Annotated in this window: 16 protein-coding genes and 1 pseudogene; 12 read left to right on the forward strand and 5 right to left on the reverse strand. The window is 41.6% G+C overall.

All coding sequences use genetic code 11. The annotated features are described in order from the left end of the window. Positions 1–92: 92 nt before the first annotated feature. Complete coding sequence (locus IPO96_01990; GenBank protein ID QQS65303.1) at positions 93–476, reverse strand: hypothetical protein; 384 nt, start codon at positions 474–476, stop codon at positions 93–95. Further along, positions 476–1612, reverse strand: a complete 1137-nt coding sequence (locus IPO96_01995) for a glycosyltransferase family 4 protein (protein ID QQS65304.1) — start codon at positions 1610–1612, stop codon at positions 476–478. Before IPO96_01995 ends, IPO96_01990 begins: the two co-directional genes overlap by 1 nt. A gap of 18 nt (positions 1613–1630) precedes the next feature. Between IPO96_01995 and IPO96_02000 the strand changes: the two genes are divergently transcribed. After that, a complete protein-coding gene (locus IPO96_02000) occupies positions 1631–2920 on the forward strand; it encodes an O-antigen ligase family protein (protein QQS65305.1) in 1290 nt (429 codons plus the stop codon). Here IPO96_02000 and IPO96_02005 read toward each other — a convergent pair. Next, on the reverse strand, positions 2910–4058 hold the full coding sequence (locus IPO96_02005; GenBank protein QQS65306.1) for a glycosyltransferase family 4 protein: 1149 nt from the start codon (positions 4056–4058) through the stop codon (positions 2910–2912). The genes IPO96_02000 and IPO96_02005 overlap by 11 nt on opposite strands. Beyond that, the gene (locus tag IPO96_02010; GenBank protein ID QQS65307.1) at positions 4055–5167 is read right to left on the reverse strand and encodes a glycosyltransferase family 4 protein; all 1113 of its coding nucleotides are present in this window, start codon (positions 5165–5167) and stop codon (positions 4055–4057) included. The genes IPO96_02005 and IPO96_02010 overlap by 4 nt, the downstream gene beginning before the upstream one ends. A 52-nt stretch (positions 5168–5219) precedes the next feature. On the opposite strand from IPO96_02010, the gene IPO96_02015 reads away from it, so the two are divergent. From IPO96_02015 to IPO96_02065, 11 genes and pseudogenes are all read left to right on the forward strand, one after another. After that, on the forward strand, positions 5220–6035 hold the full coding sequence (locus IPO96_02015; GenBank protein ID QQS65308.1) for an ABC transporter permease: 816 nt from the start codon (positions 5220–5222) through the stop codon (positions 6033–6035). Between the two features lies 1 nt (position 6036). Next, positions 6037–7163 (forward strand): annotated as a pseudogene (locus IPO96_02020) (ABC transporter ATP-binding protein). A 160-nt stretch (positions 7164–7323) separates the two neighbouring features. After that, positions 7324–7509 (forward strand): hypothetical protein, encoded by a 186-nt coding sequence (locus IPO96_02025; protein QQS65309.1) that lies wholly within the window; start codon positions 7324–7326, stop codon positions 7507–7509. A gap of 62 nt (positions 7510–7571) precedes the next feature. Beyond that, on the forward strand, positions 7572–8420 hold the full coding sequence (locus IPO96_02030) for a hypothetical protein (GenBank protein ID QQS65310.1): 849 nt from the start codon (positions 7572–7574) through the stop codon (positions 8418–8420). An 83-nt stretch (positions 8421–8503) separates the two neighbouring features. Beyond that, positions 8504–9505 (forward strand): polysaccharide biosynthesis protein, encoded by a 1002-nt coding sequence (locus IPO96_02035; protein QQS65311.1) that lies wholly within the window; start codon positions 8504–8506, stop codon positions 9503–9505. Continuing rightward, positions 9502–10353: an SDR family oxidoreductase gene (locus IPO96_02040; GenBank protein QQS65312.1), complete on the forward strand. Its 852-nt coding sequence runs from the start codon at positions 9502–9504 to the stop codon at positions 10351–10353. Before IPO96_02035 ends, IPO96_02040 begins: the two co-directional genes overlap by 4 nt. Positions 10354–10358: 5 nt before the next feature. Beyond that, positions 10359–11450 (forward strand): UDP-N-acetylglucosamine 2-epimerase (non-hydrolyzing), encoded by a 1092-nt coding sequence (gene wecB, locus IPO96_02045; GenBank protein QQS65313.1) that lies wholly within the window; start codon positions 10359–10361, stop codon positions 11448–11450. Between the two features lie 94 nt (positions 11451–11544). After that, complete coding sequence (locus IPO96_02050) at positions 11545–12378, forward strand: hypothetical protein (GenBank protein QQS65314.1); 834 nt, start codon at positions 11545–11547, stop codon at positions 12376–12378. Further along, complete coding sequence (locus IPO96_02055) at positions 12372–13862, forward strand: hypothetical protein (protein ID QQS65315.1); 1491 nt, start codon at positions 12372–12374, stop codon at positions 13860–13862. The genes IPO96_02050 and IPO96_02055 overlap by 7 nt, the downstream gene beginning before the upstream one ends. Next, entirely contained in the window at positions 13859–14206 is a 348-nt protein-coding gene (locus IPO96_02060) for a glycosyltransferase family 2 protein (protein ID QQS65316.1), read from the forward strand. The genes IPO96_02055 and IPO96_02060 overlap by 4 nt, the downstream gene beginning before the upstream one ends. A 10-nt stretch (positions 14207–14216) precedes the next feature. Then, positions 14217–15644: a glycosyltransferase gene (locus IPO96_02065; GenBank protein QQS65317.1), complete on the forward strand. Its 1428-nt coding sequence runs from the start codon at positions 14217–14219 to the stop codon at positions 15642–15644. On the opposite strand, the gene IPO96_02070 is transcribed toward IPO96_02065, so the two are convergent. Then, a complete protein-coding gene (locus IPO96_02070) occupies positions 15645–17489 on the reverse strand; it encodes a hypothetical protein (protein QQS65318.1) in 1845 nt (614 codons plus the stop codon). Positions 17490–17689: the final 200 nt, after the last annotated feature.

Here is a 17689-nt window from a genome sequence, read left to right on the forward strand (position 1 = left end):
AGATGGTCTACTAACTCTGTCTGATTTTGTCTGACTGGGCTGGCTTCTGAGTTTACTGCTTTTTGTTGCCATAACTATATTAAAGCTTATGTTTACAGGGAGGGCAAGTTGAGTTTTGATCTTCGGAGATATTTCATGGTTAGTATTATTATGGCCAAGATAACGGTTATTGGTGTCAATAAAATAATTGGTAATCCAACAGTTGCTTTACTTTGTGTAGTGACAGTACTGAGTTCTGTTGGTTTGGCACCTGACACTTTGAGTTCGAACTGGCCGATTGGCTCTGGGTTTAAGGCTTGGTAGCCGTCGTTCTGCGGGCTTACTGTTGCACTAGTAGATTGATTGTCGCCCTGGGTAGTTACGGGTTGCTGAAGCTCGTTTTGGTTGAACTGTAGGCTGGTTTGTCTGGCGTAAACATCGGCTTGGGGACCAACCAAAACAAGAGCAAGGAAAAATACATAGAGCAGCTTCTTCACTATTTTTTGCCTTCTAATACAGATTTATAAACGCCTAGAGTTTCACACGCCATTTTTGACCATGAGTAGTTCTTGAGTTGTTTGTGGCCGTTCTTTACCAAGCTGTCTGCCAGGGCGGGGTTAGTTATTACTTCATCAATTTTAGCGGCCATATCGAGGTAATCTTTGGGATCAAAGAATTGGGCGGCTTGGCCATAAACTTCGGGCAGACAAGTCGCATTTGAGCTGACGAGTGGCGTCCCATGAGCCATTGCCTCTAAACCAGGCAGACCAAAACCCTCGCTTAAGCTAGGTAAGACGTAAGCAGCCGCATTTTCGTACAGCCATTTTAGTTGGCCGTCACTGACAAAACCGGGCAATATGATGTCATCTTTGACTGATGAGTTCTTCAAAGAGTTTTCTAATTTTTCGAAATATTGCTCTTTTTTGCCAGCAAGAACCAGAAGCAGATTGGGGTGTTTTTCTTTTAATAAGGTGAAGGCTTTTATTAGACACTCAATGTTTTTATGAGGTAGGGGCGACCCAACGTGAAGCAGAAAGGCGAGAGCTGAGGGCTGAGGTCCTAGGGCTGAGATAGCTTCTGGGGGGGTAGCCTCAATCTCTGTAGGTGGCTCGCTTGATTCATATGTAACAACTATCTTTTTCTTCGTAAAAGGCTGGAGCTTAATTAAGTCTTGGCCAACAAAATTGGTTGGAACGATTATTTTGCGGCTGGCTCGGTGCGAATGCCAAAACAAAAATTTATATCCGGCCATTCTAATCCAATGAAGAAGTGTCGGTAGTTTGCCAGCGCGAGTGAAGCGGAGCATGGTCAGATCGTGAGTTGTTGTAATGCGCGGCTTACTATAAAAAACCGGCTCCATCGGCGTCATTGCAAAGTGTACCAAATCCGCTTGAAGCGAGTTCAGGAATTTTGCAAAAGTAATCTGATCAGCTGGGTTAAATGAAAAGCGTTTGTACTTACAGGCAACAGCTTTAAAGTTTGGGGCGCTCGGCTGCCAAGTGTCGGTTGGCTCAAGTAGAATGATGTAGTTATTTTCTTTGTCAATTTTCTGTAAGTGCTCGACTAGCCGATCAGCGTAGCGCCCAGTACTGGAGCGGCGGATGCGAATATCAATAACAATTGTTTTCCCCATTAGCTATAATTATAAGTAATGAGGCAGAGATTAAGAAGTATTTCGACCATAATATTTTTGGTGTTAGTTGCCTACATGCCGTTTCATGTACTTCTTGCGACGTGGGTTGGTTCTAGTCTTGGTGTAATGACAGTCGCCAAGATATTTAAAGATGTATTTGCTGTAGCAGGGCTGTTAATTGCCGCCGCGGCCGCTGGCAAAACACAGCTTAGAGCATTGCTTAAAAATAAGCTAACAATCCTGATAATGGCTTATGGCCTGCTAACAATTGTGCTGGCAACATTTCGCTCGACAGAACAGGATGCCGAAGTCTTAGGAGTCGTCTATAACCTTAGGTTTTTTGCGATTTTTATTTACGGCGCGATAGTCGCCGGCTGGCCGGAAAACAAGCACCTGCTCAAGAAGACCTTGCGGTTTGCGCTGGTGAGCGGGGCGGTAGTCGCTATATTTGGTATAGTTCAATACCTAGTGCTACCAAACAACGCGCTGAGTCATCTGGGCTATAGTCGAGCCAATGGTACACCGCCAGCTTTTTTCATAGACGAAAAACCAGATTTAGAACGGTCAATGTCGACGCTCAAAGACCCAAACTCGCTGGGATCTTATATGTTAATAATAATTGCGCTAAGTCTGGCCTTTAGCTTGTGCGCTACAAGAAAATTAAAAAAACTCTATATCAGTGTTTTGCTACTTAGCCTGGCGTGCTTGTGGTTTAGTTTTTCGAGGGGTGCACTAATAGGGCTGGTTGCAACAGTGGCTTGTTTGTTGGCACTGGAGCCGACCAGCTTTGAATATCTAAAAAAGTATCGCAATAGGATTTTGCTGAGCCTAGCGGCTTTACTATGTATAGCCACTTTGTCGGGACTTGCTCTACGTAATTCCTATCTAGTTAAAAACGTTATATTTCACGCCGACGAACAAACCGTGCTGGAGAACCCTAACCAACTACGAGCTAGATTCTTCAAAGAATCAATCAGTAGAATCGCCCATAACCCACTTGGCTCAGGCCCTGGTACGGCAGGCCTGACATCAATTCGCAATCAGACTCAGGGCACTATTTTAAACGAGAATTACTATCTGCAAATAGCAGAAGAAGTCGGCTGGCTGGGCATAATAATATTTGTAGCGATTTTATTTACGGTTATAAAAAAGCTTCTTGGCTTGCGTCATTTGCCAGCCGGCAGAGCACTTCTAGCTAGTTTGGCGGGTCTATTAATAACCTCGCTGCTAATTCACACTTGGTCCAACGAAACCATAGCCTACACCTGGTGGGGCCTATCCGGCCTATTGTTGTCTGTTAAGAGCTAACTTTATCGATGGCTGACTGTAGTTGTTTTGCCGATCTTGATGCGCTAAATTTGGCAGCCTGGCTGTAGCCTTCTTTTACCATTCTTTTACATAAAGCAGGGCTATTTAGTAATTTTTCTATGGCTTTAGTCGTTTCCAGAGGCTTTGCCGCATTGACTAAAAGTCCAGCTTTTCCAACTACCTCCGGCAACGAGGAATTATTACTAGTAATAACTGGTATGCCACAAGCCATTGCTTCTAATGGCGAAATGCCAAACCCTTCATAATGTGGGATAAATACGTACAATGTCGCTCCGCTGTACAGTGCTGCTAAATCCTCATCTGCGATGTATCCAGTGCGGACAATATTTAACCCCTGATCCACAAGTCTGTCGGCCTCTGCGTGGATTTCATCATTAAGCCATCCTTTACCGCCTGCCAAAACTAAGCCATATTCTTCCAAAACTTTTTTAGGTAATTTTTGGTAGGCTTCAAGTAAACCAATAACGTTTTTTCTTGGTTCGATGGTGCTCATATATAAAAGATATTTCTTAGGTAATTTTAGCTTATGCTTTACTCTTGCAATTTCACTGGACGAAGTACGTTTGAACAATGACATGTCAATGAAAGGATTAACAATAGATACCCTATCTAGCGCTATGCCGTAATACTCAGACATATCTTTTTTGCTGCACTCGGAGATAGTGATTAAATGGTTGGCTTTTTTTATTGTTTTGGGTACAAATTTGAGCATGTAGTCTTTGTTCGGTCCCGAACTGTACTGACCGTAAAAGACGAACGACAGGTCGTGTATTATAGCTACTGAGCGCTTGTTTAGTACGAGTGGCCATCTTACAAAATTTGGAAAAAGTATTACGTCTTTTCTGCTGGCACCAATAAATGCATCAATAGGTAAGGGTACGCCATTTTTGAAAAGACCTGTATATATTTTGCCAGGGAACCACCTAATTAAACGATAATTCAATGAATCTGTTTTTGGGATGGGCGGGGTAAATTTTCTATAGAATAATCTGAAACCAAACAACTTGATTTTTTGTTCAGGGAATTCTTTATGGTAAGCTTCGATCAATCTTTTTGTGAATGCGCCGATACCGGATCGCTCTGCAATTATGGCACTGGATTCGATAAATAATCTCATTTCAAAGCCTCTTTGTATAAAGGTATTATCTGCTCTTCAACAATTTTTTGAAAATCAAAGTTCTCGATAGCACGTTTTTTTGCGTTTTGACCAAGCTTTGACGCTAGTTCAGAGTTGCTAATCAATTCTTGTAATGCCTCTGTTAACAAAGCGCTATTTTTTGGCGGGACAAGTAAACCACAAACATTTGACTCAACAATTTCAGGTATGCCACCGACATTTGTGGCTACAATAGGCAACCCAGCCATGCATGCTTCCGCTACAGCTATGCCAAATGATTCATGGTAACTAGCATGCACAAAGTAGTCCATCTGGGCTAGGTAGTTGTCGGAATTATTAACATATCCAACAAACCTGACTCGGTTTGCTACACCGAGCTTCGTGGCTAATGACTTGTAAATCTCGCCATTTCCGCTTAGACTCCCAACTAACCACAGCTCCCCGTCAAAATTTACTAGTTTAGAAAAGGCTTCGAGTATTTCCTTTATCCCCTTGTCAGGCACCAGGCGGGATATTGCTCCAATAACCGGTTTTGTTTTGTGCGCGGGCACTGGCGCATAAATCGGGAAGACACCGTTATGGATGGTAGTTAACTTACCTTTTAGTTCGCTTGCTACCTCAATTATTTTTTGTTTTTCCGAATCACTGGTACAAATTATTTTCCGCGTGTAGTTTGCGCACGCCAAAAGCCATTTTTGCATCCGTGGGTGTGGGTGATTCTTGCGATCTAATAAAAATTTTAGATCGCCATGATCGGTCCAAAAAACGTTTTTTCTCAAAATTCTTGCCGCCCAGGTTGCAAAAACGAAATCATCTCGGCTTTGAGGATGGACAATGTCAATCTTCTTAGAGATGATTACATATATATACCAAGCCGAAGTGTACAAAGCACGTAAATAATATAGCCTATCCCAAGACTGTTTTTCGTACCAAAGGCCTTTGATGGTTTTAATCTGCTTGAGTTTGCACTTATCTAGTATTGCCTTGTGCTTGGTTACGACAAAAGGTTCGTGGCCAGCTTTTTTAAACGCCAGCCCAAAATTATATGCATACTGTTCAGCTCCGCCCGTATCTTTTTGGTATGCATTTCTTATTATCAGTATATTCATTTAGTAGAATTTTAACATGTATGAGGTATCCATATCTGATAGAATAGATATAATGCAGAAAATTTTTAAAAAAGAAAATCGAGCTGTTTTAAGAGAGTTAGTCGTAACGGATTTTAAGCTACGGTATCAGGGCTCGATACTTGGGTATGCCTGGTCATTACTAAGACCACTTTTCATGTTCTCCATTACATATCTAGTTTTTGCTGTCGTTTTCAAAGCAGGTAAAGGAGTGCCACATTACCCAGTCTACTTGCTGTTGGGGATTGTACTATGGACTTACTTTGGGGACGTTACGACTCAGGGTATTGGCGCAATAGTCGCTAGGGGTGATCTGATAAGAAAGATTAGAATCCCCAGATGGTTAATAGTGCTATCTGTGAGCATAGGAGCGACGATCAACCTACTTCTAAACCTAGTAGTTGTCTTAGTTTTTATTATCATTAGTAAAACCCCCATATCTGCAGGCGTACTTTTTTTGCCAATTTACATTGCGGAAATATATCTTTTTGCATTGGGTATTTCACTATTTCTTTCTGCTTTATATGTGCGGTATCGCGACATAAGCTACATATGGGACATCATAACTCAAGCTGGTTTTTATTTAACACCAATTTTGTATCCAATTACGAAAAACGCGAATCTATTGGCCTCACACTGGACGGCTTTGAAAGTAATGTATATAAATCCAGTAGCACATTCTATTCAGGGTATAAGGAATGTAGTCGTTACTCAAGAAACACTTACAATCTCTGAAATTTGGAACAGTAACTACGCTTGGCTACTCCCTCTAGGAGTAATCTTGGTATCGTTGGTATTTGGAGTAGTGTATTTTAAAAAACAAGCCAGAACTTTTGCGGAGGATATCTAAAATGACGGACGAAGTTGCAATCGAAGTCAGTAATTTATCAAAATCGTTTAACCTACCGCATGAAAAAAGCTCAAGTATCAAAGGCCTTTTCCTGAACATTTTCAGAGGTAAACGTAGTTTTGAAAAGCAACAAGTCTTAGACGATGTTAACTTTGAGATAAAAAAGGCGAATTTTTTGGGATTGTCGGGCGTAACGGAAGCGGCAAGAGCACACTATTAAAGATGTTGGCCGGTATTTATTCGCCTGATAAAGGGGCTATAAAGACCAATGGCAAACTTACCCCGTTTATCGAGTTAGGCGTAGGTTTTAGCCCAGAACTATCAGGCAGGGAGAACGTCTTTCTTAACGGTGCACTGTTGGGGTTTTCTCACAAGGAAATGGAAGGTATGTATGAAAGCATCGTCGAGTTTGCCGAATTAGAAGAACACATGGACAAAAAACTGAAAAACTACTCCAGCGGCATGCAGGTTAGGCTAGCTTTTTCTATAGCAGTTAAAGCAAAAAACGATATATTAATTTTTGACGAGGTTCTGGCGGTAGGTGATGAAGCATTCCAAAGAAAATGCATGGACGTTTTTTGGGAGTACCGCAAGAACAAACAAACGGTGGTACTCGTGACTCACAGTATGGACAATATCAGGAACCTATGTACAAGAGCATTAATGTTATCCGACGGTAAAGTTGAGATAATCGGTAGTGTCAAAGACGTGGCAAACGCCTACCTCAGAAGTAATGAAGATAAACCAGAGGCGAATAGCGGTGACCAAAGCACCTCAAAGATCAAAATAACAGGTTGCAAACCTGTATACAAACAGAATGAAACTATGAAGCTAAATCTCGCATGGCCAGAGGGTGAAGACGTAAAGAAGGCAGGTGTTGCCATATTCAATAAAGATGATAGGTGTGTATTCGCTAGCAACACAGGGGAAAAAATAATAAAAGGATCGGCTATTCGTTATTCTGTTAGCTTGAATTTGGGCCCGGGTAGGTATTACTTGAGCGCCGCAATCTATGGTCCTAAGGATCGTAGTATTGAGTTTGCTGATAAGGTTTGGAAATTTACAATTCGAGATGATTTTAATAGCGAGATTTCTGGTATTGTTAGACTCGACTATGCTTATGAATAACGGGTCAAAAAGCAACATATAACAAGTGTGAGAATATGTCTGTAAAAATATCCTGGCCAGATGTTGAAAACGTTGGTATGGTCGGTGTGGCTATCGTTGGTTACAATAATGAGTATGTTTTTGGCAGCAACACCGGCACGCTACTTCTAAAGGGGGTCAATTGATTACAAAGTTAAGCTTGATTTTGGGCCCAGACTCTTACTATTTGTCATCTCTCATTAAAGACAAAGATGGTCACGTTATTGAGTATGCTAATAAATCCTGGAGGTTCACCATACAAGATGATGGCAAGGACAGCGATACAGTAGGTGGGCTAACAGGCCTACCTTATAGCTATAAGAACTAACAGGCACTACAGGCGGATAAATATACTTGCATAATTACATATTTTATGGTAGTATTTTAGCTATGCAACAATTATTACCTCCAACCATGCGAAGCCAAATCTTTGGCGGAGAAAAAGAAAGAAGAATATTTACTAATGCGCTAGACGAGGTTCACTCGCTTTATGGTGAGATGAACAAGCAGCTTGTTACTCCAGATATTGATGTAGTTTGGGCCTTGTCTACGCCCGGCACTGTAAAAGAGCCGGCAAGCTTCCCTGAAGGAGAAAAAGACAACCCCTACGAGGGCACGATGTTTAACAAAGGTACTATAGTAAGGTCTGTAGAGATTGTTCTCGAAGTAACAGCTCTTCGTCTTGGCAAGCCGGTAAGTGGGGTAACCAGAGAGGACGTAGCCTTGCATGGGCCTACTCTATACTATAACGGTGAAAGCGAACAGAACCCGGGTACTCGATTTCCGCAACAAAACCAACATTTCTTAGAGCTTTCGCAACAGCAAGACTTCCCGATACCTCCAGAAAAAGTCGTTATTTGCCCAATAATCGAAGTTAATACCCCTGGCCAAGTTAAGCAGCTAGCCGAATATTTAACCGGCAAACTGCCTGATACTAGAAAGGTGGCTGTCGTCCATGGTGTGCCACATGCCGCGAGAACCGGGCGTTATCTTGAAAAGTATAAAGGAGATTTTCCTGAAAGTACTACTATGGTTCCTTTCCTCGTTGATCAAAACGAAAAAGGGAATCAGTCCAGGCTAGCTGTCTTGGAAGCCGGCAAGGCGGCAATATATGGCGCAAAGGGCGATTTAGACGCACGATCTAGCTTCTTTGGTGAAGATGGGCCACAGCACCCAAGACCAAGAATAGATCTTCGTGGTGACCTAAGGCAAAAAGGCTTATTGCCAAAACCTAGGTAAAGCCCTATTACTCAAGGGGTAAAAACGTTATAATAGTGTGGAGTAAATAAACTCCACACTTTTTGTGTGGCATAAGGGGTAATATGTTTAAAGATAAGGTGCTCTTGATTACGGGTGGGACTGGATCTTTTGGTAACGAGGTTTTAAAAGGCTTCCTAAACACCAACATTAAAGAAATACGTATCTTTTCGCGTGATGAGAAAAAACAAGACGACATGCGGAAGCGTTACGCCAACCCTAAGCTAAAGTTCTATATTGGCGACGTTCGAGATATAACGAGTCTTGAGACGGCGATGAAAGACGTAGACTACATCTTCCATGCAGCGGCACTCAAGCAAGTGCCATCGTGTGAATTTTTCCCACTACAAGCAGTTAAAACTAATGTTATTGGTACAGACAATGTGTTGACGGTCGCTATTAGGAAAAAGGTGAAGAAGATCATTTGTCTCAGTACAGACAAGGCTGCTTACCCAATCAACGCAATGGGTACTAGTAAAGCAATGATGGAAAAAATAATAATTGCCAGAGCGCGTGAGTTGGGTAACGACTCGGATACGACCATCTGCTTAACCCGTTACGGAAATGTTATGGGCTCAAGAGGGTCGGTTATACCATTATTCTACAAGTTAATTGATGAAGGTAAGCCCCTAACTATCACTGACCCTACAATGACGCGTTACATGATGACTCTAGCCGACGCTGTTGATCTGGTTGTATTTGCCTTTAAGCACGGCAACCAAGGTGATTTATTTGTCCAAAAAGCTCCAGCCGCAGAGATTGGAGTTTTGGCAGAGGCTATAAAAAAGTATAAAAATTCGAAAGCAAAAACAGTGATTATTGGCACAAGGCATGGTGAAAAAGCACATGAAGTGCTTGTTACTCGTGAAGAAATGTCAAAAGCTGAAGATTTAAAAGAATTCTTCAGGATACCGATGGATAACAGAGATATGAATTATAATAACTTTTACCCAGATGGTGATGGTGATGTAGTGCAGTATGAAGAATATAGTTCTGACAAAACACGACGTATATACGAAGATGAGATTATTGAACTACTCAAGAAAATGGGTGAGGTCGAAGTGTGAGGATATTTATTCTCGGCTCTGACGGAATGTTGGGGCATGTAGTCAGGGCATATTTCAGCGATAACAACCATCAAGTTTTTGGAACGACCCGTAATTTAGAGAACGAATTTTACTTTGATGTTACGAAAAACCTGAGCGACCTCAGTAGATACATAGAAAGTATTAAACCGGATGCTGTAATAAACTGTATAGGACTATTAAATCAGGTAGCCGAAGAAAATAAATCTTTAGCAGTGTTAGTAAATGGTTATCTGCCACACTATGCTGACGAAATTTGTCGAAGAGTTAATTCTAAGTTTATACATATATCTACGGACTGCGTATTTGATGGTAAAAAGGGTGAGTACACGGAAGTCAGCCCAAAAGACGCGACAAGCTTTTACGGTCAGTCAAAAGCTATTGGGGAAGTAGAAAATGGGCGGAGCTTAACCTTAAGAACTTCGATAGTGGGACCCGACCCTAACGAAAAGGGCGTTGGTTTGTTCCAGTGGTTTATGAACCAGACAGGCGAGGTTAGTGGTTTTGATAAGGTGATTTGGACCGGTGTCACAACAATAGAGCTAGCAAAATGTATAGAAAAAGCAATCGAAAGTAACTTGTCTGGTCTCAGGCACGTCGTGAATAACCAGAAAATTGATAAGTTCAGTTTGCTACAGCTTTTCAAGACAACATTTGGTAAAAGCATTGAGATAAAGCGAAAAAGTGAATATGTTAGCGACAAAAGCTTAATCCGAAAAACGGACTTTGATTTTGGTGTTCCTAGTTACGAGCAAATGGTCCAAGATATGAGAAAATGGGTTAGCGATCACAAAGAAATTTATCCAAAAAGTCAAGGAGGTAGTCTGTGAAAGTAATGACGATTGTGGGGACCCGTCCTGAGATAATAAAATTATCCGCTGTAATAGCAGAACTCGATAAGTACGCCGAGCATATACTAGTTCACACCGGTCAGAATTACGACTATGAGCTTAATGAAATCTTTTTTGATGGCATGGGCATCAGGAATCCCGATGTTTTTATGAATGCTGCCGGCAATGATGCTGCAGAGACAATAGGTAATGTCATCATTGGCGCCGATAAGCTAATGAAAGAGCTTAAACCAGATGCAGTCTTGCTTTATGGTGACACAAATTCTTGTCTTTCGGTTATTTCAGCAAAAAGAAACAAAATCCCTGTTTTCCATATGGAGTCGGGCAATAGATGTTTTGACCAGAGAGTGCCAGAAGAGCTGAATCGAAAAGTGGTGGATCATTTAAGTGATATTAATATGACTCTAACAGAACACGCCAGAAGATACTTGATGCGTGAGGGTATACCGCCTGAAACGATTATCAAAGTTGGTTCTAGTATGAAAGAAGTGCTGGCCAATAATCAAAAAAGTATAAACAGAAGTCAAGCTCTGAGGGACTTAGACTTAGAGCCAAAGAAATATTTTTTGCTCAGCGTTCATCGTGAGGAGAATGTTGATAATGAGAAGAACTTTAAAGATCTAATCGATTCCATTGATGCTATTTGTGAACTATATAAATTCCCTGTTATTTTTTCAGTCCACCCCAGAACTCAGAAACTAATTGATAAAAACGAAGTTAAGTTACATGAGTTAGTTCGGTTAATGAAGCCATTGGGGTTTGCCGATTATGTACACTTACAGCAGAACGCATTTTGTGTGATATCTGACAGCGGTACTGTTACCGAAGAGTCGTCACTACTAGGGTTCCCTGCAATTACAGTTCGACAAGCCCACGAACGGCCCGAAGGCATGGATGAAGGTACGCTGATAATGACGGGGCTAGACAAGGAGACGGTGTTAAACTCTATAAAAGTTGTCACATCTGGCACAATGTCTGTCGTAAAAGACTACGATGTTGAGAAGGTCTCCCAAAAGGTTGTGAGGATAATCATGAGCTACACTGGTTACATAAACCGAACAGTATGGAAAAAGTAGCGAAGGACAAGATGGTTTTTTGTAGATCTTTATATCAGTGTCGTAATATATGTTCAAGAATGAACGAACCTTTTGTTGGCACTAGGGGCGGACGATGATATACCTAAACTGCGAAGTTAAAAGTGGTCTAGGGGAAGACACCTTCTGGACTTGGTTTGAGAGAGAATTCCCTAACTCAGTATTCAAAGAGCCAAAAAAGTTGAATGATGACGATATCTTACTTAGGTACTCTACTCTAGGGTTTTTACCAATTGAAGGAAAGCAGATGGCACTATGCTGGGAGCTTTACCCCGAAATGAAAGGGCTATTTAATACATCTTACTTTGATGAGCGTATGAAAAAGGTTGACAATGCAGCACGCTACGCAACTTACCGTACTGTTGCTACTGAGGAAACTGCAAAAAACTATCAGAAGTATGGTCAGGTGCGTGTTATACCCATCGGTGTGAACACAGATCTTTACAGACCTCTTAAAAACAAAAAAGCATTGAGAGTGAAGTATGGTTTACCGGAAAATAAAAAAATCGGCATATGGATAGGTACTCGTCACCCAATGAAGGGTATTTCTAAAATGTTGGAATATGCTAATGTAAACCCTGATATTGAGTGGGTAATGGTATGGAAATGGGAGATGGAAGAGCTAAAGATAAGTGGAGTGCATAATTTTGTAAAAATTGAGCAGCAACAGATTTGTGAGCTTCTCAATGCTTCTGATTTCTTTTTGGCAACTAGCCAGCTCAGGCCATACTATATGGCAGAGTGGGAAGCAATGGCGACAGGTATACCTTTTGTTCATTTTGGTGGAGCCGAACGTGAGTTTTACCCTTCTGATAATCCCAGAGATGATGTCTTCAGCATGGGTTGGGACAGGAAGAGCGTCAAAAAGAAGTGGGTTGATTTTTTTAGGGAAAAGGGTGTCAAATGGTAGAGGTCTCGATAGTCTGTCTTATATATAAGTCAAAGGTGTTGGCTGAAGCCGTGTATGAATCTGTGAAGAAGTACACACCCAAGTTGTCTACTGGGGAGGCAGAGTTCTTCTTTATTGCGAATGATCCCACGGAAGAGTTAGTAAATTATCTTGATGCTGAAAGTATACCTTATTACTTGAATATCAATGAGCATCTGAGTGATCAGGAGTTATTCGGCTTGGGGATTGGCTCACCAGAGTATATAAGAAGAGTCTATCAGGGTTACAACGCAGGAGTTCTCAAGGCCAAAGGTCAAAAGGTTGTGCTGGTAAATAGCGATAACTTTTTTAGTGATGACTGGCTTGAAAACCTGCTTAAGTACTCTGATTATAAAAAAGTGGTTTGTTCAACACTGATTGAGCCAGGACAAGAAAAGTTTAGTGTGTTCCCGTTTGCTATAGAGAAAAACTTTGGTAGGACACTGGAGGATTTTGATGAAGTTGGGTTTACGGCGTACGCTAGCAGGTTGAGTAAAACTGGTTTTTCTTCTGGGGGAGCTTACATGCCATGCTTACTTTACAGGGACGTAGCAATTATAGCCGGGCTTTACCCGGAAGGTAATATTGCAGGTGAGTCTTTTGATCAGATCATTCGGTATGGCGATGAGGATTTTTATCGCAGACTCTCTCAGTTTGGAGTCGAACACATTACGGCGAAGGATAGTATTGTGTATCACCTGAAAGAAGGTGAGAAATCTGAAAGCCTATCTGAGGCTAAGCTTTTCAAATCTAAGAAAACTAATGTACCGACGCTCGGTAAAAATCATGTTGTTAGTCCCGTTTCGCTAACAAACTATATACAACCTGCCTCGGAACACGCTGATATAATGAGTTTGTTTTCCAAGAAGTTTACGGCGTTTATCATTAATCCAACTAGTCTTTCTGAAGTGGAGAATAGCATTAAAGTGATAGAAAGTTTCAACTGTGCGAACGTTGAGACGGTGCTAATCAGCAGCAATAGAAGCCACGTAGCACAGTGTAAGAATCGCGTTAAGTCTATTTACACAAGGCAAATAGACAAAGCGATATACGACGAACTGCATCATATGTACGGTGAGTTTGCGATTGTCATAAATGAACAATGCACATACGCTGACGACCTGCTAGATAAAGTTGATGATGTGAATTCTATTTATTACTTTGGTAGTGAAGACACAAGCAATAGTCCGATAATTGACAACGTTGGAAAATTTATTATCCCTAAAAGGGTAATCATCAATAATATACCGCTGTTTCTTGGCTATATTTTTGAAAAGAACATTCAGCATCTGATATTTGACGGCATAATGGTTCATAATATTGCCCCTGAAAAAGTTGTAGATCCACCAGAACTACAACCAGCAACGGTGGAGCCACTCACAACAAGAGTTGTTAAAAAATATAAAAAAGACGGCGTAAAAGGTATAGCAAAGTCTATTGCAAACAAGGTGAAAAAACGAATATGAAAAAGTCAAATCTTCCTAAAGTTAGCATCATTATTCCTGTATATAATGGATCAAACTTCTTGAAAGAAGCGATCGATAGTGCATTAGCACAAACGTATAAAAATCTAGAAATAATTGTTGTGAATGACGGGTCTGCCGATCAGGGAAAGACAGAAAAAATCGCCATGTCATACGGTAGCAAAATAAGATACTACAAAAAAGTAAACGGTGGGGTATCAACGGCTTTAAATCTAGGCATAAAGAAGATGACTGGTGACTATTTTTCATGGCTTAGTCACGATGATATATACTATCCAAAAAAGATCGAAAATCAGGTACGTTTTGTAGAGTCACTAAAAAAATAAAAACGTTATTGTGTATGCGAATTACGCACTACTGCAAGATAGCAGAATAGTGCCTGTAGAACTTAACCACGAACAGTTAGTCCGTAAGCCAAAGTACTCTCTATTAAGAGGCAGTGTGAACGGCATAACTCTTCTTATACCTCGTAGTATTCTATCTGATGTAGGGGAATTTGATGAGGAACTAAGATGCACCCAAGATTATGATCTATGGTGTAGGGCGTTTCGTAAGTACGATTTTGTACATATGGAAGAAATACTTACTGTTACTCGGATCCATGGGGCCCAAGATAGTGCAGTATCTCCAAACGTAGTCAAAGAAGGCGATATTTTATGGAAGAGGCTGATAGAAGAACTTAGCGATAAAGAGAAAATAGAGTATGAAAACACGGTATATAACTACTATTATGAGATGTCTAAATTTCTACGGACTACGCCTTATAAAGGCGCGTTAGCGTACAGTTTAGATAAGGAAAAAGAGTCGCTTGAGAAGACTAAGCATAACGAATCTGAAAAACTAGTCACGGTAGTAATCCCTTTTCGAAATAGAGTAAATGACACCTTAAACTCCATAAAATCTGTTCAAGAACAGACGTACAAAAATACTGAGATTATCCTTATTGATGATGCTTCAACAGAAGATGTTTCCTCCTTAGAGAACTATGTTAAAAACTTACAAAACGCATCGTTAATAAGTCTAGAAAAAAACTTAGGTCCTGGCGGGGCTAGAAACGTCGGTATCAGAGTCGCAAAAGGAGAATACGTAGCTTTCTTAGATTCTGATGACGAATTTATCTCTGAAAAACTGCAAACTCAAATCGAAGCAATGCGCTTACATAACCCGCACGTAAGTTACACGGCGTATACTAAAAAAACTGAAACCGATGAGTCCGTTATTGGAGGCTACGGTATCTCTGGTGTGGTAATTCCGCGCTTAATAAGTAGCTGTCCTATAGCGACACCGACGGTTATCGTAAGAAGGAAAATATTACTAGATGAAGGTATATTTTTTGACGAGTCAATAAGAGTAGGAGAGGATACGTGTTTTTGGCTGGAAATAGCAAAAAAGCACGAAATACTTTACGTCGATAAACCGCTTACAGTAGTTAACGTAAATGCATCTACTAATGCGTATGATAGTAAAAAGTTCATAATTGGGCTCAAGAATATTCTTGCATACTTACTTAACGATAAATATTATTCCTCATTCTCTTACGACATTGCACTACTTTGTAACGATTACTATCAGGTAAACAGATCAGATAGGCTAATGTACGAAAACGGGCTTGTGTTGGAGGATTACTGGAAGCCGTCAGTATCGCAATTTATAAAACATAAATTGAAAAAGTCTTTACCTTATCTCGTAGTAAGGAAGTTCCGTGCCAATGGCCTAAGAGGGGTTGCTGCTGCTGTTGTTAAACGAGCTAAAATAAGAACCTAACTAATTAACATTATATTCCATCGGTAAACCAGCAGGTATTAGACCTAGCTCAGTGCTGGATATAGTAACGACGTCTGCCCACTTATAGCCATGGCTAAAGAAAGTCTCTTCGTTGGGGAAGCCTCGTTTCTTGCCATTCTCAATGAGGTAAATGCCGCCAGAACTGGGGGTTTTTACCACCTTGTTGTTCCTGTAGTTAGTGTCGTAGGGCATCGGTAAACCAGCAGGTATTAGACCTAGCTCAGTGCTGGATATAGTAACGACGTCTGCCCACTTATAGCCATGGCTAAAGAAAGTCTCTTCGTTGGGGAAGCCTCGTTTCGTACCAATATGTACAAGGTATACGCCAGTAGACCCAGGTGTTTTTACAAGTTGCCAATTTCTATAATTAACATTATATTCCATCGGTAAACCAGCAGGTATTAGACCTAGCTCAGTGCTGGATATAGTAACGACGTCTGCCCACTTATAGCCATGGCTAAAGAAAGTCTCTTCGTTGGGGAAGCCTCGTTTCTTGCCATTCTCAATGAGGTAAATGCCGCCAGAACTGGGGGTTTTTACCACCTTGTTGTTCCTGTAGTTAGTGTCGTAGGGCATCGGTAAACCAGCAGGTATTAGACCTAGCTCAGTGCTGGATATAGTAACGACGTCTGCCCACTTATAGCCATGGCTAAAGAAAGTCTCTTCGTTGGGGAAGCCTCGTTTCGTACCAATATGTACAAGGTATACGCCAGTAGACCCAGGTGTTTTTACAAGTTGCCAATTTCTATAATTAACATTATATTCCATCGGTAAACCAGCAGGTATTAGACCTAGCTCAGTGCTGGATATAGTAACGACGTCTGCCCACTTATAGCCATGGCTAAAGAAAGTCTCTTCGTTGGGGAAGCCTCGTTTCTTGCCATTCTCAATGAGGTAAATGCCGCCGTTAAGATTCACAAGCGTATGAGTAGTGGTGCCGAACCAGTCGGAGAAGATGCGCCAGAAGTTACGGTTGCCGTAGGCGCTGCAGCCGTCACCTGTGCCATACATGTTGGCCAGCGCAGCAGCGTTTGGCTGGTATGGTGTGTATGTATAAAGCGCCGCCGTTGCAGAACTTTCTATAAATACATTAGAGCTGCCACAAGCAGAGTTAGGATTGTATAGAATCGAGTTTACTTGATTTGGTTTTTTATATGGCCACCAGCTTTGACCCATGTTATTGAGATAGTAGCGGAAAAGTCGAGCAGATTCGTAAATCTGAATAGAAAAACCTTCATAGTTTGGGTCACATGGTGCTGTGTCGGGGCAGTAAGCACCCATTGGGTATTCGTATTGGGAGCGATATGGCCAGTCGTCACTGGTTAGAGGACCATAAGATTCTTTTTGGATAGTTGTAAGCAGAACCTTTGGGCTAATTTGGTAGCGCTGCGCTGCATCCCAAATGATCTGGGCGGCCGATTTGGCCCCTGCAGGTATGGCAGCTCCACCGTAGTTGTTTGCGGGCTGGCCAGGCGCAGGATCGGTCTTGGGCACTTCCCAGAAGTCCTTAAGACAGGTGAATGGTGCGGGGTTGCCATTCAGCGCCCCCCACTCGGCACGAGTGTAATAACGGCCGGCTGCGGCGTACCATCTGCCGGTTAATTGTGTGCCGTTGGTGTCACAGACAGGCACGCGCGCATTGAGGAAGTTTTGGACTTCTTGCGCAGTCATCGAAGTAGAGTTGGTGAAAACGGAATCGTCAATAATACGCCCAGCTTTCCAGTCGCTAGCACTGACTGCACTAGTTTTTGCCGGCCCGCTAACCGTAATGATACCTACAATTATTAATAGGAAGGGCGTTAGGTGATAAATAAATCTTTTCATAGTGCTACTACTCATTTTGTCACATTTACCTGAACAGTTTCGGCTTTAACAGATGTGCCGTCGAGTTTATTTGCAGTTAGGCTGACTTGCCATGTGCCACTTACGGCCAGCTCACTGGTTGGGACGGAGAACCCTGCACAGGTTGAAAATTCGCGGCTGTAAAGAGTCTCGGCCGTTTTTACAACAGAATTGCCCCCTAG

Source organism: Candidatus Saccharibacteria bacterium (genome assembly GCA_016700315.1).
Classification (GTDB): domain Bacteria; phylum Patescibacteriota; class Saccharimonadia; order Saccharimonadales; family SZUA-47.